We start from the raw sequence: 26126 nt of genomic DNA, 5'->3' as shown, positions 1-26126 counted from the left end.
TTGGATGTCAATCTTTCCAAAAGCGCAGCTGCTTCTTTTTGCTGTTAGCTAGGCATCATGCCCGTCGCAATAGCCAGTCGATTCCAACAATTAATGGTATTAATCGCCATAAGAATTGCCACAAATTGTTTAGCCTCGTAGTACACCCTAACGTTGTCATAAACAGCTTGTGGAACACCAGCTTCCGAGATCAGCGTAACGGCCTCCGTAAGTGCCAATACAGCTCTTTCCGCATCTGTGTAGTAAGGTGCTTCCCGCCAAGCGCTAAGCAAGTAAATACGCTGTTCTGTTTCGCCTTGAGATCTTGCGTCATTCGTATGCATATTCAAGCAAAAGGCACAGCCATTTATCTGTGAAGCGCGAATCTTAATAAGCTCTAGCAGCGTGCGATCAATGCCGCTCTCCGTTACATGTTTCTCCAATTTGATCATGGCTTGAAACGCTTCGGGATGTTCTTTACGATATTCCATTCTAAGTGTCATAGGGGAATCCTCCAATTTCGTCATTCGTTTTTTTTGACTTCTCTCTTAAGACGAAGTCCCCTTCTTGTTTGTGACAAGATCACCCCAACCAATGAAAAATAAGATGCACCGGCTTTTCATTAATAAGAGGAAGTGAATTGGGAATCAATAGATTCGTACCATCGACTGCTTTAAGCTCATTATTAGATACCCAGCTTGCTGTGGCAATCTGAACCTCAGCGCCTTTAGGAACGAACGCAAACAATTGTTGAATATCTTCGTTTGACAAACGAACACAGCCTAGCGATTTATCTGCGCCTAACGAGCTTTCATCCGTGGTACCATGGAGGGCGATAGCTCCCATGCCCAGTCCTGCATCCCCGTAGCTTTGCTGACGTTTACCCATTGGGTTAAGCACACGATCCCTCACTTGAAAGCTTCCCAGAGGGGTGCTGTCGTTTGCGCCTAAACCGATTTCTTTATCCCATAAAAGATTTGAACCGCTAAGCAGTTTCAAACGATGCTGCGCTTTATTTATCTCGATATGCAAAGGCTCGAAAGGGATGCTGTCCCCACTGGGCACATTCGCGTAAAACATAGTTTTCAATTGATCTGCAGCAGAATCGTATACCCAGCCACCACTGCCATCATAACTAGTATGAATTGTATTCGATCTTGAAGACGTTTCCACTGGAATAAAACTCAAATAATTATTGGGATAGTCTTGAACAAGCCATTCCAAGCCACGAGGTTCTTTCCCATAATCGTTACGATATGCTGCTAGAGCTGTTCTAACTAAATTAGCACCAATCGCATTAAGCGGTTGGTGCTTGTCAAACTGGCTGTTTAAGAAGCGAATGTTGACCGATCGATTTGCCCCAGGATAATATTGCGCGATAACAATCGCACTCTTGGTCATCTCATCGTTCGTCAGCAGCATCGTTTTGCCGCGATCCCTGACATCATTAGAAATAATGCCATAAATAATGATGTTATGGTTGGGCATATCTTTAGCTAACTCAATGGCTAGCTTGTGAAGCTCAGATTCAATCTCTTCATTCTTCACATCCGGTAATAAATACGATACATAGGGTACATCCACCGTCTCATAAGTGACATTTGATCCTACGCCCCATACCTTCGACGTCGAGATCATTTTATAAATCGGATTTTCACCAAAAAATAAAAGGATTAATAATAAATTTAAGACAAATAACACGATGAGTAATGATTTCATAAAAGGAGGAAGTAACTGTTTGTGCGGTTCCGCATATGCAGCAGATTCCATCTGCGCTAGCGCTGTCGCATGCTGCTCATCCATGTGATGAATAGCCCGATTCGCCGCTGAGTAGAACGGAGATGGGTACGTTTTCAAAACTTCCTTGTAATGAAAAAGCGCCCTCTTCCGATTGCCTCTCAACTGAAATTTCTGCCCAAGCTTAAAATGCGCTTCCGGAGAACGGGAATCCAAATAACGAATCACTTTCTCGTGATACAGTGGATCCGAAGGACTAATGAACAGATTCTTATGCAGGTGAATCAAGTTCTCATCGAGGTAGTTACGAAATCGCTGGCTTCTGCGGATCATTGGGCTCCTCTCCATTCATACTAGATGGCTTGTCCAAATCTTCGGATACACGATACAATTAGTATCCTTGATACATAATGTATCATGACAGCGACACGTTGACAACTGTTTTGTTCCCTTCTGCATGAAGTTAAGGGTTATCGCAAATGCTTTAATTGGTGGAGGTGATGAACATGGGTGGAAGAAATAACACGCCAAAGAATAACGGACCTGCCAGCAGTCCTTCCCGTTTGGATCAATTTGGTGAGAAAGCCGTTCAGCACGAAAAGCAAGAAGCCAAGCAGCGGCAAAATAGAAAAAACAATTGTTAACCTAAAAAAGTCTTGGGAACCTTAGGTTCCACAAGACTTTTTTATTAGGGGTAGGCAAATTAGACTCTATATCATGCATGTACCGCATAATGTAAAATGATTTGATCCCCTTTATCGAACTCTTTTCTAAAACCCTTGTCCACGTAGCCCATCTTCTCATAGAGTCGTTTAGCTATCGGATTCGTTTCATTAACAGCTAAGACGATCTCATTGATTTCACCGAAATGCATCGCTACGAAACTCGGCAATAAACGTAAAACTTGTTTCCCATATCCATTGCCTTGATGTTCATAATTGACCGAGAGAGCTCTCAGTAATATTGCATTTGGATTTCTCGTAAAAGGCTGGATATTTTCACCCACATGCAGCACGAAAAAGCCCACTGGTACGTTTTCTGACAAAATGACGACAGGAAAACGTTGCTTATCTGATTTCGCAACATCAAGAGCAGCCTTGGGTGAAGCCGTAAATTGCAACTGCTCATCAGTTAAATAAAAAAGCTCAAGCGCCTCTTGGTGCTCTTCTTCATAGAAGACGAGTGAAATTTGTCGCACATCGAGATGTTCATTAGTCATATACGGGTTCTCCTGTAATGGGAATCATTTAATAATAGCACACGCTTATTTCCTCTGTGAATCGGTTTCATGATTTTTCAACACTTGGAAGTGCTTTTCTACGACTCGTTTGAATGCAAAAAAGCTGCTGACACTAAACGTGTCAACAGCTTTATAATACACCGTCTCTTAATGTGCCACGGTGTTGTAGGTCATAATCCAAATCGAGCCCGCTACTATTGTCAACAAGATAACGAGACCAAAGATAAGGGCCATGATGTTCCAACGCGCGTTCTCGCCTTCTTTCAAATGCATGAAAAAGAACAATTGAACGGCGAATTGCAGTACCGCCATAACTAGGATTAGCACCAGTGTACCTGTCTTGCTAAGCAGATGATTCATCACGGTAATTAATGGAATAATCGTCAACACGATAGAAAGGCCGAAACCAAGGATGTATGACTTGAGAGAACCGTGCGATGCATGGGCATCGTGCGAACCCGCTTTTGATTGACTCATCCTACATCACCCCCATTAAATAAACGACCGTAAATACAAAGATCCATACGACGTCAAGGAAATGCCAGTACAAAGAAATGACTTCCACTTTACGTTTAGTTACAGCCGTGATCCCTCTGCGTTTCAATTGGAAAATTAATCCGATCATCCAGACCAATCCAACCGTAACGTGAATTCCGTGTGTTCCTACTAAGGTGAAGAATGCTGACAAGAAAGCACTTGTACTAATTGTCGCGTTCTCATGCGTAACCATAGTGATGAACTCTGACAACTCCAACCCGATAAAGGAAGCACCGAGGAGAACCGTAACCGCTAACCAACCAATCAATTGTTTCATATTCCCTTTGTGCATGCCTAGGACAGCTAGGCCGCTGGTGAAACTACTTGTAAGCAAGATGAAGGTTTCCGCGATGATGCCTGGCATTTTAAATAATTCTTCGGGAGTAGGTCCCCCGTTCGTATTCTGGTGAAGCACAATATAAGTCGCAAATAAGGATCCGAACAAAATACAGTCCGTTATGAGAAAGATCCAGAATCCGAATGTTTTGAGCGACTCGTGATCATGTTCATGATCATGGTGTCCATGATGCGCACTAGCCTGTGCCATTAAACGTTCGCCCCTTTCAACGCAGCTTCAGTTCGTTTCACTTCATCTACCGGAATGTAATAATCGGTATCGTAAGAGAACGAGCGAGCCACCATACAAATGGCAACCCCTATCATCGCAGGTATCGCCAACCACAGCCAGTTCCACACGAATCCGAAGCCGGCAAAAAACCAAAGCATAGACATAATAAATGGAATTGCTGAGTTTTTTGGCATATGAATTGGTTCATAAGCACTAGCTGGATGTTTCACGCCTTTTGGTCCATGCTGTTGCTTTTGTTCCCACCATGCATCGGTGTCTTTCCCGTCTGGAAGAACAGCAAAGTTATACAGCGGTGCAGGTGATGGAATTGACCACTCCAGCGTACGACCATCCCAAGGATCTCCTGTCACATCGCGCTCTCTGAATTTAATACTATGGGCAATTTGCCATACTTGGAATAGGAACCCGATTCCCATGAGGAATCCCCCAACAGTGGATACAACGTTAAGTGGTCCCCAGCCCATATCCCAACTGTACGTGTACGTACGGCGTGTCATTCCGTCTAAACCCAAGAAGTACTGCGGCATGAAACAAACGTAGAAACCAATGTTCCATAGCCAAAAAGCCCACTTGCCGATATGTTCGTTCAACTTGAAACCGAACATCTTCGGCCACCAATAGTAAAGTCCTGCAAAATAACCAAACACAACGCCACCGATAAGTACTTGGTGGAAATGCGCAATCAAGAAATAGCTGTTGTGGAACTGGAAGTCAGCCGGTGCCACGGAAAGTAATACTCCCGTCATTCCCCCGACAACAAAACAAGGAATAAAAGCAATCGTCCACATCATTGGCGTCGTAAACCTAATTCTGCCGCGGAACATCGTGAACAACCAGTTAAACACTTTGACCCCCGTCGGTATCGCAATGAGCATGGTCGATATCGCAAAGAATACGTTAACGTCTGCACCTGAACCCATGGTGAAGAAATGATGCGCCCATGTGAAGAAGGAAAGTAAACTAATAATTAACATTGCAAAAACCATTGACTTATAACCGAATAATTTCTTTTTGGAGAAGGTTGCCACGATTTCCGAGAAGATACCAAAGGATGGCACTACAACAATGTAAACTTCAGGGTGTCCCCACATCCATATTAAATTGATATACATCATCGGATTGCCCCCACCATCTAGGGTGAAGAAATGCGCACCTAGGGAACGATCAAGGAACAGCAGAGCTAACGTAACTGTTAAAATCGGAAATGCAAAGATGATCATAATACAACTAGAGAATACCGACCAAGTGAACATCGGCATCTGCATCATTTTCATACCCGGTGTCCGCATTTTAATGATCGTTACGATAAAGTTAATACCTGTTGCTAAACTACCGATACCTGAAATTTGAATGCCCCAGATATAGAAGTTTTGACCAAGACCAGGACTATGCGATAACTCTGAAAGAGGCGGGTAAGCTAACCAACCAGCATCTGGCGATCCACCAATGACGAACGATACATTAAACAGCATCGCTCCCCAGAAAAACATCCAGAAACTAAGTGAGTTTAAGAACGGATACGCCACATCGCGCGCCCCAATCTGCAGCGGCACAACAATGTTGAAAAGTCCGAACATCAACGGCATAGCCATGAACAAAATCATAATAACGCCATGCGTTGTGAAAATCTGATTATAGTGTTCCGCTTGTAAAAACTCACTATCCGGCATGGCAAGTTGAACGCGCATTAACAGTGCATCAACCCCGCCGCGGAAGAGCATCATAATCGAACAGATGATATACATGATCCCAATTCGTTTATGATCGACGCTCGTTAGCCATTCGCGCCATAGCCAAACCCATTTTTTGAAATACGTAAGCACGAACACCATAGCAACCATGGCAAGTCCGATACTGACCTGCGCACCGAGAATCATCGGATCGCCCGTGACAAAAAACTCGGATGCAAACTGTTTAATTTTATCCAACATGAGCTTATCTTCCTTTCATGATGACTCCGTTATTCATTTGTTCGTATTCATTTGAGTGTGGTCCATTTTGCCCATTTGGTTATGATCCATTTGCGCATTTTTATCTGGTTCCTGAGGCTTTTTCGTTTCATTCTTGGCCCCGTCTTTGGATTCTTTCGTCTCCGTGCCGCCATGGCCGCTATGAAGCGTTTGGCCTCTTGTATATTTCGTTACAATGCTTTGAAATAAGCCTTCAGGGAACGAGGAGAAATATTGAACGCCAGATTTCCCTGGCTTCGCCAAAGCCTGATAGCTCTCTTTTGTCAGCTTTTCCGGTGACTGCTTTGTTTTGGCCACCCATGCCTCAAAATCAGATTGTGAAGTTGCATTGACATCAAACGTCATATCTGCAAAGTGCTCCCCGCTGAAATTGGCGCCAGTCCCAAAGTAATGCCCAATCTCGTCAGCTTGCAAATAAAGCGTCATAGCCATTCCTGACATTGTGTAAATTTGACCACCCAACTGAGGAATCCAAAAGGAATTCATCGGCGCATCGGATGTCAATTCAAATCTAATCGGTGTATCCTCAGGAATTTGCAAATAGTTTACAGTTGCAATTCCTTGCTCTGGATATGTAAATAACCATTTCCAGTCTAGCGAGGTTACTTGAACCGTAACCGCTTTTTTACCAGTGTCAATAACCTTCGACGGCTCCAAAGCATAGGTGTATTTTACTGTAATTGCACCTATAATAAAGATAATCACAATTGGAATCGACCACCAGATCGTTTCTAATGAAGTACTGTGTGACCAGTTAGGGCGATAGGACGCTTTATTACCCTTTTTATCCCGATAACGAAATACGATCCACGCTGTCAGCGCTAGTACCGGAATCAAGATAATCAGACATAACACGGATGAAATAATAATTAAATCTTTCTGAGTCTGGCCAACCGGACCTTTGGGATCCAGCACCATCGCTTGTTCACAGCCTGTTAACAGCACGATTAATGCGATAACCATGAGTGGTAATAAGGCTTGTACGAACTTCCTTTTCTTTCCCATACTGATCCTCCCTATCCTTGCATCTCCGAAAATTAAGTATTCATTGCTCATTGAACAATTCGTATCTACTACCAAGATAGCAAATTACCGTAAAAAGTACACTGGCACATTCAGGACTTAACAAATACGTCAATGGATTGCCCCTTTAATGTAAAACAAATGTCACAGAACGTTTGTTGACTATTTCGAAAATAGATGAAAACAGCAAAAAGCCCTTCAAGTTTTCACTTAAAGAGCTTTACCTTTGCGCAAGGATTGAATCGCTGCCAAACTCAGTCCGATTTGGAACTGGCACCTGAATGCACCAAGTGAATCGCTGTACGAATCACATATATGTGGACACTGCCGACCATGAATCCGATACCTACCATCAGGGATGTGTTACGATCACTAAAATGATTTATGTTGAACAAACTAAGAATTAATCCTATGCCCAGTAAAGCCCAAGCTGCCACTGTCAACATCTTCACTAACGGCATCACATCGCGCTCACTACGTTCTGTATTGCTTGCTGTCATCAATTTTGTCGTCATGAGAATCACTCCAAACTGTAAGGTAAGTGCTTTATACGTTTAGTATAACACATCTTTCGTGATTTGTTCATATTTTATTCACACGTTGATCAAAAAATAGACAAAGTTATGGCAAGGCTGTTCATTACTTTCTAGCAGAATAAATTTCAAGGGCGAATTGGGATTGAAAGCCCTATGTTGACCCAAGATTATTCATGATGCAAAAAAGCAGGCTGCCTATCTGGCAACCTGCTCTTTTTTATGTATTTTTATTTCTACTTCAAAAGTGTGTAGCGACCAATTAGTGGCAGAGGCTTTACCTGACCTTGCGCAGCAGCTACAATGCCTAGAATGGCAAGAATACATAGCGCCAGGTTGGCTAAAGGCAATAAAAGCCAACCAATAAATGGAATCAAGCCAAGTAAAATATTAATGATTACAGTGGCGAGAAACAAAGTGAGCCCTTGATTAGCATGATACATGGCATATTTGGACTCTTTGGCAGCGAGTAATGGTATGAAAAACAAGATGTAAGCAACAATCGCCATGCCTTTATTCGTTTGAATATCTGTTGAATCATACATGGACAAATCCCCCTTTCCATAAAATTCCTACTTTATTATATTCGGTATCGTCCATGTATTCTGTTAGTTTTTTATTTATTCTTATTCTTCAGCTAAATATCACATCATTCACGTCTGTTATCGAGTGTAGTAAATAAAATTATGCGACCGTCAAAATGATAGGCTGATTTCTGGTAATAATAATTGTATGCTCATGCTGTGCTGCAAAACTGTTATCAGGTAGCCGTAATGTCCAGCCGTCAGGTTGTTCTACAACAGTTTCTGCACCAGTCGTCATAAAGGGTTCAATGGTAATAACCATGCCTTCTCTCAATACCCGTTTATCATGTTTATTATAAAAAGGTAATATCTCAGGTTGTTCGTGAATGGCCCTTCCAACCCCATGGCTGCATAAATTATTAATTACTTTATATCCACCTCGTTCTGCCTCAGCTTGAATGATTCTACCAACTTCATTCAATTTCACTCCATGACTTAGTGAATAGATCACCTTCATCATGGTAGCGTATGTGTATTGACAGAGGCGAACTATCGGCACGCTATGCGGAGCCATCTGAAAAGAATGCCCACTATCGGCAATATACCCATTCTTCTCAGCACAAACATCAATATTAATTAAATCCCCTGGTTGAATGATCTGTTCATTCGGTATGCCATGAGCAATATCTCTGTTTAGACTGATGCAAGCATACCCCGGGAAGTTCAACGTTTTTTTCGGCGCTGAAGTTGCACCTAAACTCTTCAACAAGCGCCCACCAATTTCGTCTAATTCTCTCGTCGTCATGCCAACCTGTGCTTGATGTTTCATTTCCTTGATTACCAACGCCACAATCTTACCAATCTCCATTAGACCATCAATATCTTTTTGAGAACCTACCGTCATACTCATTCCCCCTTCATCAATTAGTAGTTCCTGTGTCTATCCAATCAAGTTCATTTTTTACTAACTTCACTTTAGCCGCATCCACTGACTGATCTATACGATTGTTCAAACGGACTCCTGAGCCGAAATGGACTTGAGAAACTTGGGTCTCCAGAACAAACATCTTTACAGCTTCCAGCGTCAGTCCACTGCCAGCCATAATTTGCAGATCATATCCTCTGCTCAACTCAACAAGTTTACTTATTTGCACTACAGCCTCGAGCGCATTCTTCTTGCCGCCTGAGGTCAGAATTGAGCCTATTTGTTTATATGAAAGAAGCCTTCGAAGTGCCTCTTCTTGATCTCGAACCTCATCGAATGCCCGGTGAAAAGTAATCGGCAATGACGTTGCTTCCAATAATCGTTCTAAGGCTTCCGTATCAACTGTCATCTGAGGCGTTAGAGCACCAAATACGAACGAAGCAGCTCCCGTCTGCCCAAATCGCTTTACCTCTTCCGTCATCAACCTGATGTCTTGATCATCCATGACGAAGCTGCGGCTATGTGGTCTTATCATAACATGAACCGGGATTTCCACAGCTTCTACAACGGCTTCCACAATCGCAATAGGTGGCGTCAAACCGCCTTCTTCGAAGGCTGCAATAAGCTCAATGCGATCAGCCCCGCCTATTTGCGCTTGAATAGCGTCTTCAACGTTCGTTGCTATGACTTCCAACAGCATTTTCATCGATCTCCTTAACAAACGATTAAATACGATGCCCTAACAACCAGTCCAGTTGGCGAATTTGAACTTGAGCTGGCAGCATACGAAGCAAACTGTTTCGGATACCGATAGTCAGCGGATTCGAGAGCTGTACCATGCGCCCCATTCGCCGCGATTGGCGAACAACTTTGCTTGTTCGCGGTATTCTTCTTTGCTCGTATGAACGCAATGCGTCGTTCAGCTCCTTCTTTGAAGAAGTGTTTACTCCTTGCAAACATTGAGCAAGCACACGCGCATCCTCCAACGCCTGCGCACCACCTTGACCTAAATTGGGAAGCATCGGGTGCGCGGCATCTCCTAACAGGGTGGCTCTACCAAGGCTCCAGCACGCAAGTGGCTGACGATCATATATCGGGTGAGTTAACATCGCTGCTTCCTCTGTTGCCTGAATAACAGCGGAAACGGGAGCGTACCAATCCTCAAATTGTTTAAGCACCTCTTGCTTGGTGTAGATTTGAGATCTTTGTTTTGGCGCAGAACAATTAATTGCCCCGAACCAGAAGATTTGATCCTGTCCAAGATGTGAAAACCCGAATCGTTTTCCTCGCCCCCATGCCTCAAACCCACCTCCGACCTCAGGAACATAGCGCTTGTCCTTGAATGTCGTTATCCCTCTATAGGCGGTATATCCCGAATAATGAAGCTCTGATGGCCCATGAAGCATTTCTCTTACTACCGAATAGATGCCATCGGCGCCAATCAATAGATCGCCCTTCTCTTCCGAACCATCTTCAAAATAAACCTTGACCTGGCCATCGTTCTGATCTATAGCAGCAAGTTTTTTATTCATCTGTATGTTTGTATATGTATTTAGACTGTTAAACAAAATCGCTTGGAGCTGCGCGCGATGAATAAGATAGCTATGCGTCCCGTAGCGCGCTGCTTGCTTCTCCGTTGGCAGTGTCGTAATAAGCTCGCCATCCCAAGTTCGAATCTCTGCTATGCCAATTGGAGCCCCTGACTTGCGCACCAAATCATCTACGCCAAGCTGGGTTAAGATAGCCATTGCATTCGCAGCCAATACGATTCCTGCGCCAAATTCGGATAGCTCATGCTTCTTTTCAAATAAAGCAACCCTCCAACCTTGCTGCTGTAGGAAGATCGCAGTGCTCAAACCACCAATACCTGCACCAATAATGATTGCCTTTTTCCTGGTGTCTATGGAGTTTTCCATGCTTCCTCCTAATGAACAATCTGTATCCATCTAAATGTATCACAAAGCATGCATGCATGACAAAAACTCCCAAACCTAAGTCAGGGAGAATCTAGAACATGTATAATGGATTTCCTTTAATAAAAAACCCGTTATTTAGCCGCTAGCTGCGACCTCACTTCCACGATTTCTAGATTGGAGAAAGAACGACTTAATTTAGTCATTTTCTCTGATACCTCAAGCTTAGTTAACGGGGAACACATTGGTTTCCCTTTGTAGCAAACAACGTACAACAAGATCGACCACCCCTATCTTAAAAAAACTAACCGATACAATATGTATCATACATTATTTAGTAGATTTCAGCAACAAAAAAAGCGTTTTCCCGTCATATTACGATAGAACTATTTTACCCACATCAGGACTTTTGAACCCCTGTTTGATGAAATGTTTTTTCGATAGTCATTTATTATAATTTTCTGAATATATTTGATTTAAATAATGAAAAGGCTTACAATTAAACGAAGTAGGAAGAAAAGCTGTGTGAAGGGTGTTGATGATATGAACGATTATCCAAACACTGCAACAGGATTAATCAATAGTCTCATGTTCAGCGCTTTCCTATGGATCAGCGTTTTCTCTATTTGTTGGTTTGTTAAACTTCTCTAATAAGCGAAAGCCTCGTGTATCGTTTATCACGGCTTCTTTTTTTTGTCTAAATAATAATAAAATACCCCTTCTTTGTCGAAGGGGCTGCATATTCCTTGGATAAGGTATCTCGCCTAAGCAATACCTAATTCTTTCAGTTTCAAACGAACGTCTTCAACAACATCCGCAGCATCTTGCTCACGATTCACAACATCCACGTGATCCATGTCCACAATTAGTATCTCAGAAGCATCGTAATGGTTCATGACCCAGTTATCATAGCCTGACCACAAAACCCGATAGTATTCAACCAGGGACCGATCCTGCTCGAAGCTACGCCCTCTTAAACCAATCCGATACATCACCGTGTCGAAGGAAGCTTTTAAATATACCATCAAGTCAGGTGCCTTTTTAGGAAGCTCAGCAAGCTCCGACATCATGTTATCAGCCAAACCTTCGTATACATCGAATTCCAGCTGACTAATGCGGCCTAACTCACGATTCACTTTTGCAAAGTACCAATCTTCATAAATGCTGCGATCAAGCACGTTACGGTTATGTACTAACGCTTGCTTAATCGACTTAAAGCGTGAGTTCAAGAAGTGTAATTGAAGCAAAAACGGATACCGCTTCTTTTCAATTTCTTCCGGTGAAGATGTGTAAAACAAAGGCAATATTGGGTTATCATCAACACTCTCAAAAAATACATCCGAATTCAATTCTTGTCCAAGCAGCGTGGCTACTGACGTTTTACCAAGCCCGATCATTCCCCCAACCACAATCACAGTCATTGACCCCTTTCTCCTTCTATCCAATACTTATTAACCAACTGTCAATTCAAATAAAGCTTTCCTATTATACAAGGAAATCAAAGCGCAGGGAACCCTGTCTTCGTTGTTATCTTCCGTCCTCTTCTAGGGTGATACGTTCAATTACAGCATGCAGATCATCGGGTTTAAGCAGCTCAACAGGAGAAACGCCTTTCTCGAAATGAAGATAGTCTCCCTCGATAAGAATGACATAGCGTTCACCCTGTCTGGCAATGTGCACCTTACGGCCATAATCGGCAAGTTGCGCTTTAACCATAATATGATCAAGCTTAATACGCATCTCAAGATCCGGCTTTTGCTCAACTAAGTAAGAAGCCGCCTCCATCACTTGAACAGGTGTCCATTTCTCCTGTAATTCCCTTTTCTCACTTGCCGCCCACAGCTCCAAATCTTTCTCTTCGCGCTCCCGCTCTTCCGGCATGTTCTCGTAATCCCTTTCCAACTGCTGCTGAACGAGACCCAGCACTTGCGTATGCAGAATTTCGGGCATCGACTGCTCATATTCTACATACTTTAGGAAATCTTCAAAATAACGAGCATGCGAAGCTTGATGAATTTTGAGCTCCGCAAGCTCCAGCATTCCTTCTTCTGGCATGAACGGGTACTGGATAGACTTCATATTTTTCGCATTTATCGCCATTTCAACTTGATTGAGAAGGCTTTTCTCATCCGTTATACGCGCAATTTTAGGCTCGAAATCACATTTCATAATGAAAACAAATGGATCGTCAAAATATTGATTAAGCTTCGCACTCGCTACGATAAACGCGCCTCCTCTTACTGCGCTTGTGTTTAAGTAGGCATTGAGCAGCTCATCGCTCATATTTAAAAAGTCCATCTTGTTCTCAGCAAAGCGCAGCCGCGCAAACAGATTGTAGTTCGGATTGCTTTCCAGTTCAAAACCAGGTTCAGTAATAAATCGACCGATCTTGGTCGGTACTTGCTCAGCTCTCGGATTTCGTTCAACTTTGCGCTTGGCAATACGTGCGAACTCGCCGTCAAGAAAGTGCTGTAAGTCACTTTCTTCGTAATCCGCCTCGTCTAATGTCTGATAATGCCTATAATTTTTGGCGGATGAAGCGTCGCCACCCTCCCCTTGGATCACAAAAAAAGATATATATTGAATTGAGAATTTCATGTTGTCTCTCCCTAACATTCAAATAAAAAGCACAAATTTGATTTTACTTGGTCTAATTGCGAAACGCTACAAAAAAATATATGCAAATGCGTGATAATTTCATTTCTCATACTGTCACTAGATATGACACTATACTTATTAAAAAAGACAGAGGTGCAAAGATGATCTACGGAACCAAATTACTTGAGACTGACACTGAGCTTTTTGTCGCTGCTTTAACACAAACACCTGTCTACGTATGGTCATTAGACCCACAAGGCGTCTATTATCAAATAGCAACTGGTTTGATCGTGAAATATACGCCTGATCAAGCACAAATTCAATGCGTTTACGAAGATAGCTCTAAACAATCCCTCTGGTATTCGAGAGACTCCAATGAATTCAGCATCCGTTTCGAATGAAGAAACCGCCAATACCTGCGCTCACAGGTTTGGCGGTTTTTATTTAATATTCATGTCATAGACGGTTCAATCTCGGGAAAGCTGTGGTACTGCATTGGCAAAAACACATCAATGGTCGTACCTTCCCCCATCTTACTTTGGATATTCATCGTGCCTTTGTGCGCTTCTACAATTTTGAAGCACATCATCAGACCAAGTCCAGTCCCCTTCTCTTTTGTTGTATAGAAAGGTTCACCCAATTGCTTCACACGTTCTATCGGAATGCCGCATCCATTATCCTGAGTACGGATTCGTACTTGATCAGGCCCATGCATCGTTACCGTAATTAGAATTCGTCCGTCTTTGGGAATCGCTTCTATCGCATTTTTGACCAAATTAATAAACAGCTGTTTTAAATGCATTTCGGAACAAACAATTGTTGGAATATCCGATTCAAATTCAAGTAAAAGCTCCGCATCGCAGAGGACAGCTTGTGTTTCAAGCAGGGCCATGACCGTATGTAAAATAGCTTGCAGACTGCTTTTTTTATAGTGAATGGCTTCCGGTTTTGCAATGACAAGAAATTCGCTCACAATGAAGTTAATACGATCCAGTTCGGATAGCATGATGTCAAAATAATGCTGTTTCCCCTTCATATCACTCTGCAGCAGTTGTAGAAACCCCCGTAAAGATGTGAGCGGATTACGAATTTCATGCGCGAGTCCTGCAGCAAGCTGTCCAGCCACCGAAAGCTTGTCTGATTTACGCAGGAGTTCCTCCGTTCTTTTGCGTTCGGTAATATCCCGCGTAATGCCAGCGAAACCGATGATATCACCTTTTTCATTCTTGATTGGCGTTTTGGTTACACTCACGTGGACGAGTTCCCCATCCTTGCGCTTACGTACCGTGTCTAAGCCTGAGATTTGTTTACCCGCTTTAAGCTTGTCGTAAAGCTCTTTACGCTGCTCTTCCAGAAAATCGGGATAGATGGGCAGCTTTCTGTCCTTAAGTTCATCTTGCTTCCACCCAAATACATGCTCATAAGCGGCATTCACAGAAATAACCCTCGCTCTAATATCCAATACGCAGATCGCATCCGTTGTATTATTGATAAAGGACTCCAGCAGCTCCTTCGTCTCTCGGAGCTCGGTCTCCATATGTTTACGTTCGGTTATATCCACGCAAGAACCAATAACTTCAATGACCTTCCCTTGCTCAAGAATTGGACGCAAGGAGGTCAAATACGTGATTCCGCGAAATGTCGCTTCATAAATTACATTCTCTTCTCCTTTCCACGCCCGTCGATAATACTTCTCCATATTCGCTGCCATATAGAACGGCCATATCTCGTATAAACCGTTACCAATAATATGAGACGGCTTGTAACCGAGCCTATATAAAAGCTCGCCGTCACATAAGGTGTGTATAAATTTCCCCCTCATCTGTCTGAACTTCATCGTCATGCCCTGCTGCCTTCGCACAGTATCATGAAGGTCTTGCTGGGCAACCCGCAACGATTCACGATCTTTGTTATGTTGGGTAATATCTCTGGCTATCAGGTACACGCCTTCCATCATATCATTAACAATGATAGGCACATTTTTTAGTCCAAGTTCAATGATTTCTCCATTTTTGTGTTTCATGCTGAGCGTGTAGTTATCGGACTCGAGAAAAATCAGGCTATGCGCAGCTTCCTCATCCTTCTGTTTTTTAGCCGAGAAGCGGTATAAAGGATGTCCTATCATCTCCACTTCCATGAAGCCCAGTATACGTTCCATAGCAGGGTTAATGTTTTTAATGAACCCGTGTAAATCGCAGGTGATTATGCCGGCGGGATTATGCTTGATGAGTGACTTATAGCGTTGTTCGCTTTCTGCAAGCTTACGCTCCATATCAGACCCATGTGAGATGTCTCGAAACTGCCACACATAGTATAGCGGTTTACCTCCCTCATCTTTGATTATTGACATGCCGCATTCTACCCAAATCACACAACCTAACTTAAGCTTTATTCTATGTTCAATCTGAGAGGAGCTTATTTCACCTGCTACTAATTGCTCCATGCAGGCAAGCTGCTTCTCTCTATCTTCAGGAAAAATTATGGTTTGAACCTTGGAATTTAATAATTCTTGTCGTGAATATCCAGTAATGGAACAGAGGCAGTGGTTAACTTCCATCCAGCAACCATCAATCGATATTATGGCCATACCGATTGCGGCGAATTCGAAGGCCGCGCCAAACATTGGCCCCTTATTCCTAAGCAGCTTTTGAGCAGCTGCTGTTTGAACACCCTTTTTCAAGTTCAGCGGCTTATTGATCATCGTCATTTATCACCCATCTCTCAAAAACATTTGATGGTGTAATCACCGCTGTTAGAATTCGACCGACTAGAATATTATTCCTGCCATAGAAACAGTTGGGACTTAAATTATGCACGAAATGTGCCCTCGAACCTACAGGTTATGCTAAAATGAAGTTTGTTAACCTATATCCTTTTAAACAAAAACCCTAAAATGATGCTGGGAAAGCCCACTTTTCCAACCAAACTTCTAAAGGAGTGACCGTTTTGCCTAATGTTTGGACACATTTACTTTTTGGCCAAGAATTGATGACTCAAATTAATCATGGACATGCGCTGAACGATAAACAGCTCCGTCGTGTTTTTTCCCTTGGTTGCCAAGGACCTGATTTTCTGTTCTATCACAACTTTCTGCCTTGGCAAAAAGATACTACGATGAATCAACTCGGAAGCCTTATGCATACCGAAGCCTGCGGTACCTTCTTGCTCGATTTGCTTAAACAGGTTCAAGGGAGAGGCTTATACAATCCCGCCGTTCTCTATGTACTCGGATTTATTACGCACCATGTTCTAGATCGCAATATGCATCCCTATGTTTTTTATAAATCCGGTTTCAAGAAATGGGATCATCAACGCTTTGAAATTATAATGGATACGTTAATCGTTCAACGTAAACTAGGGCTCCCCACATGGAAAACACCTGTCTGGAAGGAAATCGATGTCGGGGATGCTTTGCCATTAGGCGTGGCACGTGCGCTCACCCATGCTGCGGCTGCTCACTATTCCGATCTAGCCCTACAGCTTACAGAAGATGATTGGAATACTGCCTATCGCGACATGCTCCGTGCACAACGTTTATTTCATGATCCAAAAGGGATCAAACGCGTTCTAACCTTCGGTCAAATCTCCCCATTTGTTTACAAAAAAAAACCGGCTCCGCTCGATTATATGAACGAAGCCAGGACAGTTTGGAATTGTCCCACCTCTCTAGATGAGACTTACACATACAGTGTGTGGGATTTATGGGATCTTGCCATGGAAGACGGAAAAAATGTTTTACTGGCTGCTGTAAAAGCGCTCCAGAGCGGACTTGCAGCAGATTTCGAAGTCTTTCAGAGTAATCTTGGCAACCGCTCGTATGAGACGGGTAAGCCATGCGATAGCGGACTGGAAATCCTATATACCCAGCCTATCCTTTAAAGCTTAGTGTCATCTACCCCATTGAGCCATTGTTCAATATGCCCGATGACTGAAGAGACGCACCCTTCCTCGAAAGGTGAGATGAGACCCGCAACATCAACTAGCTCAGTGAAGGATTTGCTTCCGCCTTCCTTGCACAATTTCAAATAATCTTGCCAAGCTTGCTCGGGCGCTTCATTAGACCGCTTCCAAAACTGAAAGGCACAGATTTGCGCTAACGTATAATCAATGTAGTAGAATGGGCTTTTGAAAATATGCGACTGCTGCTGCCAAAAGCCCCCATTCTCTAAGTAAGCATTATCTTCGTATTCGCGATGAGGCAAATATTTACGTTCAATCTCGCGCCATACTTGCTTCCGCTCTGTTGGCGTTAGCTCAGGTTGTTCGTATACACGATGCTGGAATTCATCGACAGCAACGCCATAAGGGATAAACAGAAGGGAATCGCTTAGATGATTGAATTTGTACTTATCCGTATCCTCCTTGAAAAACAACTCCATCCATGGCCAAGCAAGAAATTCCATACTCATTGAATGAATTTCACATGCTTCTACGGTTGGGAAAATATATTCTGGCACTTGGAATTCACGGCTGCTGTACCCTTGGAAGGCATGCCCCACTTCATGGGTCAAGACATCGATATCTCCTGAGGTTCCGTTGAAATTCGAGAAAATGAATGGCGCTTTGTAGGCGCTAATATAGGAACAATACCCACCTACTCGTTTCCCTTTTTTCGCGACTAAATCCATTAGCCCATTCTCCGTCATGAACGAAAAGAACTCATCCGTTTCAGGAGAAAGCTCCGCATACATGTGTCGAGCTTGCTCGACAATCCACGCCGCGTCCCCTTTAGGCTTGGCATTACCGGTGGCGAAACTATATTTATCATCATAATAATGCAAGGAATCTACACCGATTCTTGCTTTTTGCCGTTCTTTAAGCTTCGTTGCAACAGGCACAATATGCGTTAGTACTTGCTTACGGAATGCTGCTACCCCATTGGCATCATAATCAGAACGATTCAATCGAATATAGGCGAGCTCTACGAAGCTTTTATAGCCAAGCTTCTTCGCGATTACTGTACGGACTTTTACCAATTGATCATACAACTCATCGAGTTTAGCTTCATTTTCTTCATAAAAGCTATATTTAATGTCATTCGCACGCTTACGAACCGCTCGATCCGTAGATAATTGGAACGGAATCAGCTGTGATAAATTACGCTCTTCTCCTTCAAAAGCTAACTTCGCTGATGCGAGCAGTTTTGAGTATTCGCTGGCAAGTTTATTTTCCCGAACTAAATCATCTACGATCTCTGGTGTGAACGTTTTTAGTGATAATTCTGCAATTGTAAACAGTTGCTTTCCCCATTTGGCTTCAAGGTCACTTCGATACGAAGAATGAACAAGTGCCTGATAAAACTTTGTTATCAGACCTTGATAGAGCGGCTCAATCTCGTCATGAAATTCTTGCTCAGCCTTATACAATTCATCCGTCGTATCGATTGAATGCCGAATACGCGCTATCGCTTCCATCGATTCCAACTCGCCACGCAAGCTTACAATCGCTTCCATCGCCACATCCTGTTCGGCAGAAGAGTTTGCCGCAGCAAACCGCTCTAGCAGTAGATTAAACTGTTGTTCAAAAGCAGTAAAATCAGGTCTCATATAAGTAAAATCTTGAAATTTCAAATGCTTCTCCTCCTCGTATATAAACGGTCAAATAAATTTAACCATTGGTTTATATTTACTTTACAATAACTTGCGAAGGTTTAAAATGAGAAAATTAAAGGAATGGACAAAAAAACTCACTTTGGCGGTTAAGTGCCTTCGTGAGTTCTTTTTTTCAGCTTTACATATTCGGAATTTGCCACTCAATTTCCTTGCTCCCAAGTTCTCGTAAATAATCGTTAACCTGTGAAAATGGTTTGCTGCCAAAAAATCCACGGTAGGCAGATAATGGACTTGGATGTGGTGCTTTTAAGATTCTATGCTTAGCTGGATCAATGAGTTTTTGCTTCGCTTGCGCGTGACTGCCCCATAGTAGGAAAACTACCGGCGTCTGCCTCTCATTTAATTTCCCGATGATTGCATCCGTCATTTTTTCCCAGCCTTTGGCTTTATGCGAGTTTGCCTCATCTTCGCGAACCGTAAGAACGGTGTTCAACAATAAGACTCCCTGCTCCGCCCATTTAATAAGATTCCCGTTATTCGGAATATAACAGCCCAAATCGGAATGGAGTTCCTTATACATATTCTGCAAAGAAGGTGGCGTTGCTATGCCCGGCTTAACGGAAAAGCTAAGACCGTGTGCTTGACCCTTACCATGGTAAGGATCTTGTCCCAGAATAACCACCTTCGTATCAGCATAAGCAGTCAAATGAAGCGCGTTAAAAATATCCTTCTTGTCCGGAAAAATGGTTCGGGTGTTAAATTCATTCATTAGAAATTCATTAAGCTCGGAATAATAAGGTTTCTGAAATTCTTTTTCCAACAAAAGGTGCCAATCATTTTTGAAAATCTCCATGCTTTCTCTCCTCCTACTCAGTCTCCACGCCAAGTTCGCCGCTTTGTAAATCTCTCAACACGATACGACCATCAACGGCCGTTCCGTCAGCGAGAACAAGCTTGAGCTTGGCGGTCTTTCCCTTTTGTACAAGAGCCTGAACTTGCGTATCTGTCAAGCTTCTGCCGAAGCTTTCTTTCCAAATAACGAACTTACATCCTTCTCTATAATGCGAGCAGCCGTAGCCTTTACGCCCCATAAACAAGGAGCCCCCACAACCAGGTCGTGGACAAGGCGCCAGTATACTGGGCGAACCATCCGGTTGTTTGACAGGAACAGCCTTACGTGTGGATGGCGCTTTTGCGGCTTCTCCAGACTCATCCCCCTGTTTTTTGCGGGCCGCCGGCGCCGCTTTGGCCGCTCCTCGCTTCGTTCCTTGCGCCACAGGCGTTTCGCCTTCGAAAGCTGTCCTTGACGCTCGCGCCTGAACACGAACTTTATCGACAATTAACGTCGCAAATTTTTTGACGTTATGCATGAATTGCTCATCTGACGCTGTCCCTCTTGATATTTCATTCAACCTACGCTCCCACTGCCCAGTCATTTCAGGAGAAGTCAGAAGTTCAATACCAGCGCCGCGTATCAATTCGACGACCGTTCGCCCTTTCTGGGTAAGTACAATTTTCTTACCCTGCATGTCCACGTAGCCGACATTTTTGAGCCTTTCAATGGTTGCCGCCCGCGTTGCTGGTGTTCCAAGACCTGAATCTTTCATCGCATCCCGAAGCTCTTCATCCTCGATTTGTTTGCCCGCGCTTTCCATGGCTTTGAGCAGCGTACCCTCTGTGAAATGCTTGGGCGGCTGCGTATCCTTCTCTTTGACAATCGCGTCGTTGCAAACCACAGCGGTTTGCGGATCTATGGAGAAGGGCTCGTTCACTTCAACTTCTTCGTCCTCTTCATCTTCTTTGTCTTTGCCTTTCGCGGACTTGGGCTTTTCCTTTTTTTGATCGGCATAGATTACTTTCCAACCTAATTCCAACAGCTCTTTCACTGTCGTTTTGAACATTTCATGCTCAACTTCAGTCATCACGGTATGCACCTTATACTCGGCTGGTGGATAAAATTGTGAAAGAAAACGTCGAACAATCAAGTCATACAACTTTTGCTCATCCGGATTAAGTCCGGTCGCTTTCCGATTCGTCGGAAGAATCGCATGATGATCTTCGACCTTGCTCGGATTGCAAATGAATTTATTGTTTTTGTGTACGAGATTACGATTAGCACCTTGCACCAGATCGTTGTACGTCGTTCCTTGTAACGCGGAAAGCGACTTATGCATTTCAGGGATATTTTGCTCAGTAACATAATTGGAATTCGTTCTTGGATAAGAAATGACCTTATGCTTTTCGTAAAGCGCTTGCGCCGTATCTAGCGTTTTTTTAGCTGAAAAAGCGTACTTTCCGTTCGCTTCACGTTGTAGTAAAGTCAAATCATATAGCTTAAACGGATACTCTTTTGTATCCTTGACTTCGTAAGAAGCAATCCGTGCAGGTTTGCCTTTCACCTTGGCAGCCAGCGCATTGACCTTCGTCTCGTCGGTCATGCGTTCTCCTTGCCACATCCCTTTATACGTTGTCTCGCGTTGGGTGAAATGACCTTCAAGCTCGAAAAATTTGAGCGATGAAAAAGCTTCGATTTGCTTCTGGCGATCATAAATGAGCGCAAGTACAGGGGTCTGCACACGCCCTACCGACAGTAATACATTGTGTTTCGTCGTAAACGCTCGCGTCCCATTCATCCCGATAAGCCAATCGGCTTCGCTGCGCGACCGCGCCGCGCGGGTTAGATTCTCATATTCTGAACCATCCTTCATCGCAGCGAAGCCAGAACGTATTGTCTCAGAAGTTAAATCAGAAATCCAGAGACGTTTCACGGGATGCCTCAAATCAAGATGGCGTTGGATCAAGGAAAATATATGTTGGCCTTCCCGCCCGGCATCACATGCATTTACGAGCTTGTCGCACTTCTTTGCAAGTTCAGCTATAACCTTCAGTTGATCATAAGTACGCGGATTTGGGATAAGTTTAAAGGTATCAGGGATGATCGGCAAATGCTCGATACTCCACTTTTTATACTTATCATCGTATTTGTCCGGTTCTGCCAATTCAATTAAATGACCAATCGCCCAAGTAATAATATAAGTGTCGCCTTCTAAATAGGAGCGTTTATTCGTTGCCTTGGGCTCAATGGCGGAAGCAATATTACGACCCATATCTGGTTTTTCTGCAATAATTAAAGTTTTCACAACATACCTCTTGTCGAATTTTGCCGTCGTTAATTCATTTCAGCTAACTTACATTCGCGTTTGGATCTTGAAATTCCTCTTTCTGACGTAATGTCAAACCATTAGTTTAGCATAGACTGTTAACGTTACGCATCTTTTTCCAACAGAAAATGACGCCTCTAGGAAGACGTCAGTTCATATAAGTGTTTCCGCGGGAGCAGGGAAGAATGACGGATCTAACGAAATAAAAAGCTACCTAAAACTAACGATTAGGACGGTAACCTCTATGAAGCCCTTCATTCTCGCAGGTTTGCCAATTTTGTAGAGCGATGTGTTCGAATATATGTTTTCCAGATAGCATATTCTTTTTTGGGGATGTGTTAGAGGATAATAGGTCGTATGTTTAAAGAAATCTAGATTGTTCATTGCAAAAAAACCTCTTTAGTGAGATTTACTCATGCCTTCTAGTTGCTCATCGAATCTCTAAAATAAGGTTTATGCAAATGAACGTATCCGCAATACACCAAGCTAACAAAAAAAGCTCAATCCTGTAGGACTGAGTTCTTCTTTTTTTATATATGGCAATATCTCAATCTGTCTGTTCCATTCCATCTTGAATCGACTTCAAGCCCTTAGCATAGATTTGATGATCTTCAAAGAAACACCTGTTTGATTATATACCTCAAGTAAAGTTGCTCTCGGATTAGTTCGTACGAAATCTTTTACTTTTCTCGAATCGATCAATTGAAGTTGAGAGCACGCTTTGCAATGTAATTCATAGTTCAAAATCATAATTCGTCCACATAGTTCGCAGTTGCACATTGACATGTTTTCACACCTTCCACTGGCGATCCATTTACATAATAGCCTTCGAGCTTGTCCTCTTTTTTATGGGGGTATGTGCCTTTAAAGTTGAATTTCTACCTGATCACCTGACTTAAGTTCACCTGGTCGCTCTACGTAAGCGACAATCCCTCGCAATTGGCGGGCCAGCTTAACGAACTCATGCGTCAGCTCTTTTCTCCCATAGTGGTTTGCAATTTGTTTCCCAGGGCCTGTACAGGGTTCGTTCTCGCCTTCACAAACAAGTCCGCCTCCGTTAGGTAGTAGCATACGAATACCTAGCGGAAGCTTCGTTAATTCAGGATAACCGCTGATTAGAATATTCGCACCCAACCATTCGGGCTTAATCTCATCTACACCTAAGCGCTCTGCAATAAGTTGAAGCTCCTCTACGGATACAATACTCAATTGTCGCCTGTTCATGATCTCGCTGCCTTTGGGATACATCGGCTGTCTAACATTAGCCTTCGCCGTGACACCAAAGTGTCGATCTCCTTCAATTCCGCCAAATCGCAAGTCCACTTTATCTATTGCTCTTGAAACAAACGTAGCTGATTGATCAGCGATAAGAACGGCTTCAATTTTTGCAAGAATACCTATTTTTGCTCACCTTCCTTGAGGTCTATTCTATCTCTTAGAGCTGCAAATGTTCTAGTGGAGAAGAGGTTTCTTCTGGGGGCCATAATTCCCCTTCGTTCCAGCCTAACACAAAGGCCTCGTACCTGCGTTCAGATGGGAATACATCGAGATCACCGAAATAATTGGCAATGGCGACATGCTGTGAAGCATGGGCCCGCAAGGCTGCTGCTTTTACTGCCCACTGAGCTTCTGTATCCATGGTAATCGTTGGCACGTGACCAGCATTTCGAAGTGTGCCCGATGCGGCATAATAGAGCTTGCGAACAGTCGGACATTTCCCACTCAAAACAGCGGCTGTTGTTGCTTGGGATATGGCTATATGGTCTGGATGCCCGTTACCGCCATCTTCGGAAAATGAAAACACAACTTCAAGTTCATATTGTTGAATAAACGAAACAACGCCATGGACGAGTGCCTCAAAATCAATAAATCCGAGCTGACCATCAGGCCAGCCCAGATAAGCAACTTGTGATAATCCCAACACGTCTGCAGCTGCCGCCATTTCCTGTTCCCGTAGCGCGGCTAGCTCTTCCTTATTCTCAGCTCGCTCCGTCCCGTTCCTCCCCGCTTCGCCGCGAGTAGCCAGAAGCAGTACAGGGCTTTGCCCTTGATCAGCCAGTTTCCGGATGATACATGCGCTAAGAAACGTTTCATCATCTGGATGAGCGTATATAAAACCAAATCGATGTGCCATATGTATACTCCGCCCTCTGTTTACTTTTTGTGAAAGAATTGATATCTATGAAAGGAGAAGCTCCACCCGTAACTGCCAGCAAATGACCATCCCATTTCTCTACGGTTTTCTCCCAAACTTCTATTTGTTTTAATTGGACAAGTTTGCTGTCACTTGCTGCTTCTTTAATTTGAGGGTTTGTGCCAGGAAGATCATACCGCGATAAGCGAGCCTTTTCTGCTGACAAGTTGACCGCAACATGGTGGATACAGGGCTACTCTCATAGTAACACAACGATTGGTGAAGTTTAACAACTTCATGTGAAGTCTACGGGCGGATATATCTTCTCCATGCAAAAAATCGCTTGATCCATAGGCATGACGTTTTCCGTTTGCTCGAACATATCCTTTAACCTTACACTGCTCTTGGCTAATTCATCAGAACCGATTAAAATAACGAAGCGGATTCCCTGATTAGAAGCGCTAGCGAGAATCTTCTTTAGCTTGCGTTTCTCACTTACCAAGCGAGCGCGTATACCTGCCGTTCGAAGCTCCGTCGTCATGACGAACGCCTCAGCAGCAGCTTCTTTATCGAGTGGAACAACAATAGCTTGCGTCAAACTTCTTTGTTGCTCCCTGCTTTTAAGCATCTCCATTATCGATTCCAGGCCGAAGGATATTCCTACCGCAGGCAAATTCACAGCATCTCGACCAAGCAATTGACCTACGATTGCATCGTACCTGCCGCCACCGCCTAAACTGGATGAATAGACACCGGTCACATCCATGATTTCATAGACCGTACCTGTATAAAAGGAAAGCCCGCGTGAGAGTAATGGATCGAATCGACAAACCGCTCCAAGTCCTGTTTGGTCCAATAGAAGCTGTAAGGCTCGAACTTCCTCAGCTCCGCTGCTTTGCGCAAGTTGAACTTCCGCAACGATTTGCTCAAAAGTTGGCTTTTCCTCGTTTAGATAAGCGGCCATGGATGACAATACAGCTTCACTCAGCCCTTTTTCCTTGAGCTCCGCTCTGACGCCAGCGGGCCCTATCTTGGCTACTTTGTCCAATGTCAGCATGACAGTGGGCTGCACGTCATTCGGAACTCCGATTTTATCCAACCACTCAGCCAAAAATTTGCGGTTGTTCCAATAAATAATGATCGGAATGCCAAGCTTCGCGAATACAGCAGTAGCAAGCTGCAGAAGCTCAGCTTCGCCCTCTGGACCTGCAATACCGACACAATCGACGTCGCATTGCGTGAACTCCCGGAGTCGTCCTCTTTTGACTGGGCCGTCTCGAAACACTTTGCCGATTTCATATCGCTTGAACGGAAGTTCTACTGCAGGCAGCGATGCCACAACTTTCGCAAAAGGTATTGTCAAATCATAGCGCAGACCTAGATTACGGCTTCCTTGATCGTTTAATCGGTACATCTCTTTCAATATCTCTTCTCCGCCTGCATATTTCGACGTAAGCAGATCGGCTTCGTTTAATATCGGTGTTTCCATTGCATCGTAATCGTAAACCCCAAACATATTTTTTAGGATTGCTTCAACTTTTTGGCGAAGCGCTTGTTCCTCGCCCCAATAATCATTTGTTCCTTTTACGTTTTGCATAATACCCATTCCCTTCGCTCAGAGAGCCTAAGATAAAATAAAAAACGCGCCGGACCCCTGGTCCCGCGCGAATTGCTATCCCGCAGGGAGGCCAACGCGAAATGCGTTAGCTCA

The 26126-nt window shown here is 43.6% G+C and carries 24 protein-coding genes; 3 read left to right on the top strand and 21 right to left on the bottom strand.

All coding sequences use genetic code 11. From position 1 onward, the window contains the following. Positions 1-44 precede the first annotated feature (44 nt). Both GK047_RS11230 and GK047_RS11225 read right to left on the bottom strand, forming a co-directional pair. Positions 45-482: a carboxymuconolactone decarboxylase family protein gene (locus GK047_RS11230; RefSeq protein ID WP_163945867.1), complete on the bottom strand. Its 438-nt coding sequence runs from the start codon at positions 480-482 to the stop codon at positions 45-47. Positions 483-561: 79 nt separating this feature from the next. Then, positions 562-2049: a L,D-transpeptidase gene (locus GK047_RS11225; protein ID WP_163945864.1), complete on the bottom strand. Its 1488-nt coding sequence runs from the start codon at positions 2047-2049 to the stop codon at positions 562-564. 173 nt (positions 2050-2222) lie between these two features. On the opposite strand from GK047_RS11225, the gene GK047_RS29210 reads away from it, so the two are divergent. Beyond that, a complete protein-coding gene (locus tag GK047_RS29210; protein WP_205516714.1) occupies positions 2223-2360 on the top strand; it encodes a hypothetical protein in 138 nt (45 codons plus the stop codon). A gap of 71 nt (positions 2361-2431) precedes the next feature. On the opposite strand, the gene GK047_RS11220 is transcribed toward GK047_RS29210, so the two are convergent. The 12 genes from GK047_RS11220 to GK047_RS11165 all read right to left on the bottom strand — a co-directional run bounded on the left by GK047_RS11220 (position 2432) and on the right by GK047_RS11165 (position 13568). Then, complete coding sequence (locus tag GK047_RS11220) at positions 2432-2935, bottom strand: GNAT family N-acetyltransferase (RefSeq protein WP_163945861.1); 504 nt, start codon at positions 2933-2935, stop codon at positions 2432-2434. A gap of 168 nt (positions 2936-3103) precedes the next feature. Further along, a complete protein-coding gene (gene cyoD, locus GK047_RS11215; RefSeq protein ID WP_163945859.1) occupies positions 3104-3433 on the bottom strand; it encodes a cytochrome o ubiquinol oxidase subunit IV in 330 nt (109 codons plus the stop codon). Between the two features lies 1 nt (position 3434). After that, positions 3435-4040 (bottom strand): cytochrome o ubiquinol oxidase subunit III, encoded by a 606-nt coding sequence (gene cyoC / locus GK047_RS11210; RefSeq protein WP_163945856.1) that lies wholly within the window; start codon positions 4038-4040, stop codon positions 3435-3437. Then, a complete protein-coding gene (locus GK047_RS11205) occupies positions 4040-6013 on the bottom strand; it encodes a cbb3-type cytochrome c oxidase subunit I (protein WP_163945855.1) in 1974 nt (657 codons plus the stop codon). The genes cyoC and GK047_RS11205 overlap by 1 nt, the downstream gene beginning before the upstream one ends. A 33-nt stretch (positions 6014-6046) precedes the next feature. Beyond that, the gene (gene cyoA, locus GK047_RS11200) at positions 6047-7057 is read right to left on the bottom strand and encodes a ubiquinol oxidase subunit II (protein WP_163945852.1); all 1011 of its coding nucleotides are present in this window, start codon (positions 7055-7057) and stop codon (positions 6047-6049) included. A 272-nt stretch (positions 7058-7329) separates the two neighbouring features. After that, positions 7330-7590 carry a hypothetical protein gene (locus GK047_RS11195; protein ID WP_163945850.1) on the bottom strand — a complete coding sequence of 87 codons (261 nt, stop codon included), beginning with the start codon at positions 7588-7590 and terminating at the stop codon, positions 7330-7332. 254 nt (positions 7591-7844) lie between these two features. Beyond that, on the bottom strand, positions 7845-8153 hold the full coding sequence (locus GK047_RS11190; RefSeq protein ID WP_163945847.1) for a magnetosome magnetite crystal formation protein family: 309 nt from the start codon (positions 8151-8153) through the stop codon (positions 7845-7847). Positions 8154-8292: 139 nt separating this feature from the next. Continuing rightward, positions 8293-9036: a type I methionyl aminopeptidase gene (map, locus tag GK047_RS11185; RefSeq protein WP_163945844.1), complete on the bottom strand. Its 744-nt coding sequence runs from the start codon at positions 9034-9036 to the stop codon at positions 8293-8295. A gap of 16 nt (positions 9037-9052) precedes the next feature. Further along, entirely contained in the window at positions 9053-9757 is a 705-nt protein-coding gene (locus GK047_RS11180) for a copper homeostasis protein CutC (RefSeq protein WP_163945842.1), read from the bottom strand. 25 nt (positions 9758-9782) lie between these two features. Beyond that, positions 9783-10973, bottom strand: coding sequence for an FAD-dependent oxidoreductase (locus tag GK047_RS11175; RefSeq protein ID WP_163945840.1), 1191 nt, complete (start codon positions 10971-10973; stop codon positions 9783-9785). A gap of 761 nt (positions 10974-11734) precedes the next feature. After that, positions 11735-12391: a deoxynucleoside kinase gene (locus tag GK047_RS11170; protein WP_163945838.1), complete on the bottom strand. Its 657-nt coding sequence runs from the start codon at positions 12389-12391 to the stop codon at positions 11735-11737. Positions 12392-12497: 106 nt separating this feature from the next. Then, positions 12498-13568: a DUF3900 domain-containing protein gene (locus GK047_RS11165; protein ID WP_163945836.1), complete on the bottom strand. Its 1071-nt coding sequence runs from the start codon at positions 13566-13568 to the stop codon at positions 12498-12500. 161 nt (positions 13569-13729) lie between these two features. Between GK047_RS11165 and GK047_RS11160 the strand changes: the two genes are divergently transcribed. Continuing rightward, entirely contained in the window at positions 13730-13969 is a 240-nt protein-coding gene (locus tag GK047_RS11160; RefSeq protein ID WP_163945834.1) for a hypothetical protein, read from the top strand. Positions 13970-14019: 50 nt separating this feature from the next. Here the strand turns inward: GK047_RS11160 and GK047_RS11155 are convergent, their stop codons facing one another. After that, positions 14020-16275, bottom strand: a complete 2256-nt coding sequence (locus GK047_RS11155; protein ID WP_163945831.1) for a PAS domain S-box protein — start codon at positions 16273-16275, stop codon at positions 14020-14022. Between the two features lie 239 nt (positions 16276-16514). Here GK047_RS11155 and GK047_RS11150 point away from each other — a divergent pair, with 239 nt between their 5' ends. Next, entirely contained in the window at positions 16515-17447 is a 933-nt protein-coding gene (locus GK047_RS11150) for a zinc dependent phospholipase C family protein (protein ID WP_163945829.1), read from the top strand. On the opposite strand, the gene GK047_RS11145 is transcribed toward GK047_RS11150, so the two are convergent. The 6 genes from GK047_RS11145 to hisS all read right to left on the bottom strand — a co-directional run bounded on the left by GK047_RS11145 (position 17444) and on the right by hisS (position 26012). Continuing rightward, positions 17444-19138, bottom strand: a complete 1695-nt coding sequence (locus GK047_RS11145) for a M3 family oligoendopeptidase (RefSeq protein ID WP_205516712.1) — start codon at positions 19136-19138, stop codon at positions 17444-17446. The genes GK047_RS11150 and GK047_RS11145 overlap by 4 nt on opposite strands. A gap of 160 nt (positions 19139-19298) precedes the next feature. After that, positions 19299-19973 carry a uracil-DNA glycosylase gene (locus GK047_RS11140; protein ID WP_163945826.1) on the bottom strand — a complete coding sequence of 225 codons (675 nt, stop codon included), beginning with the start codon at positions 19971-19973 and terminating at the stop codon, positions 19299-19301. Between the two features lie 13 nt (positions 19974-19986). Next, entirely contained in the window at positions 19987-22260 is a 2274-nt protein-coding gene (locus GK047_RS11135; RefSeq protein WP_163945823.1) for a DNA topoisomerase 3, read from the bottom strand. 885 nt (positions 22261-23145) lie between these two features. Continuing rightward, positions 23146-23682, bottom strand: coding sequence for an MOSC domain-containing protein (locus GK047_RS11130; RefSeq protein ID WP_481856001.1), 537 nt, complete (start codon positions 23680-23682; stop codon positions 23146-23148). A gap of 34 nt (positions 23683-23716) precedes the next feature. After that, positions 23717-24415 carry a PIG-L deacetylase family protein gene (locus GK047_RS11125; protein WP_163945821.1) on the bottom strand — a complete coding sequence of 233 codons (699 nt, stop codon included), beginning with the start codon at positions 24413-24415 and terminating at the stop codon, positions 23717-23719. A gap of 295 nt (positions 24416-24710) precedes the next feature. After that, complete coding sequence (hisS, locus tag GK047_RS11120) at positions 24711-26012, bottom strand: histidine--tRNA ligase (protein ID WP_163945818.1); 1302 nt, start codon at positions 26010-26012, stop codon at positions 24711-24713. Positions 26013-26126 lie beyond the last annotated feature (114 nt).

Source organism: Paenibacillus sp. SYP-B3998 (assembly GCF_010820665.1).
In the GTDB taxonomy this organism is placed as follows: Bacteria; Bacillota; Bacilli; order Paenibacillales; family NBRC-103111; genus Paenibacillus_E.
Note: the sequence above shows the minus strand (reverse complement) of the source record. Positions and strands in the feature narration are given on the sequence as shown.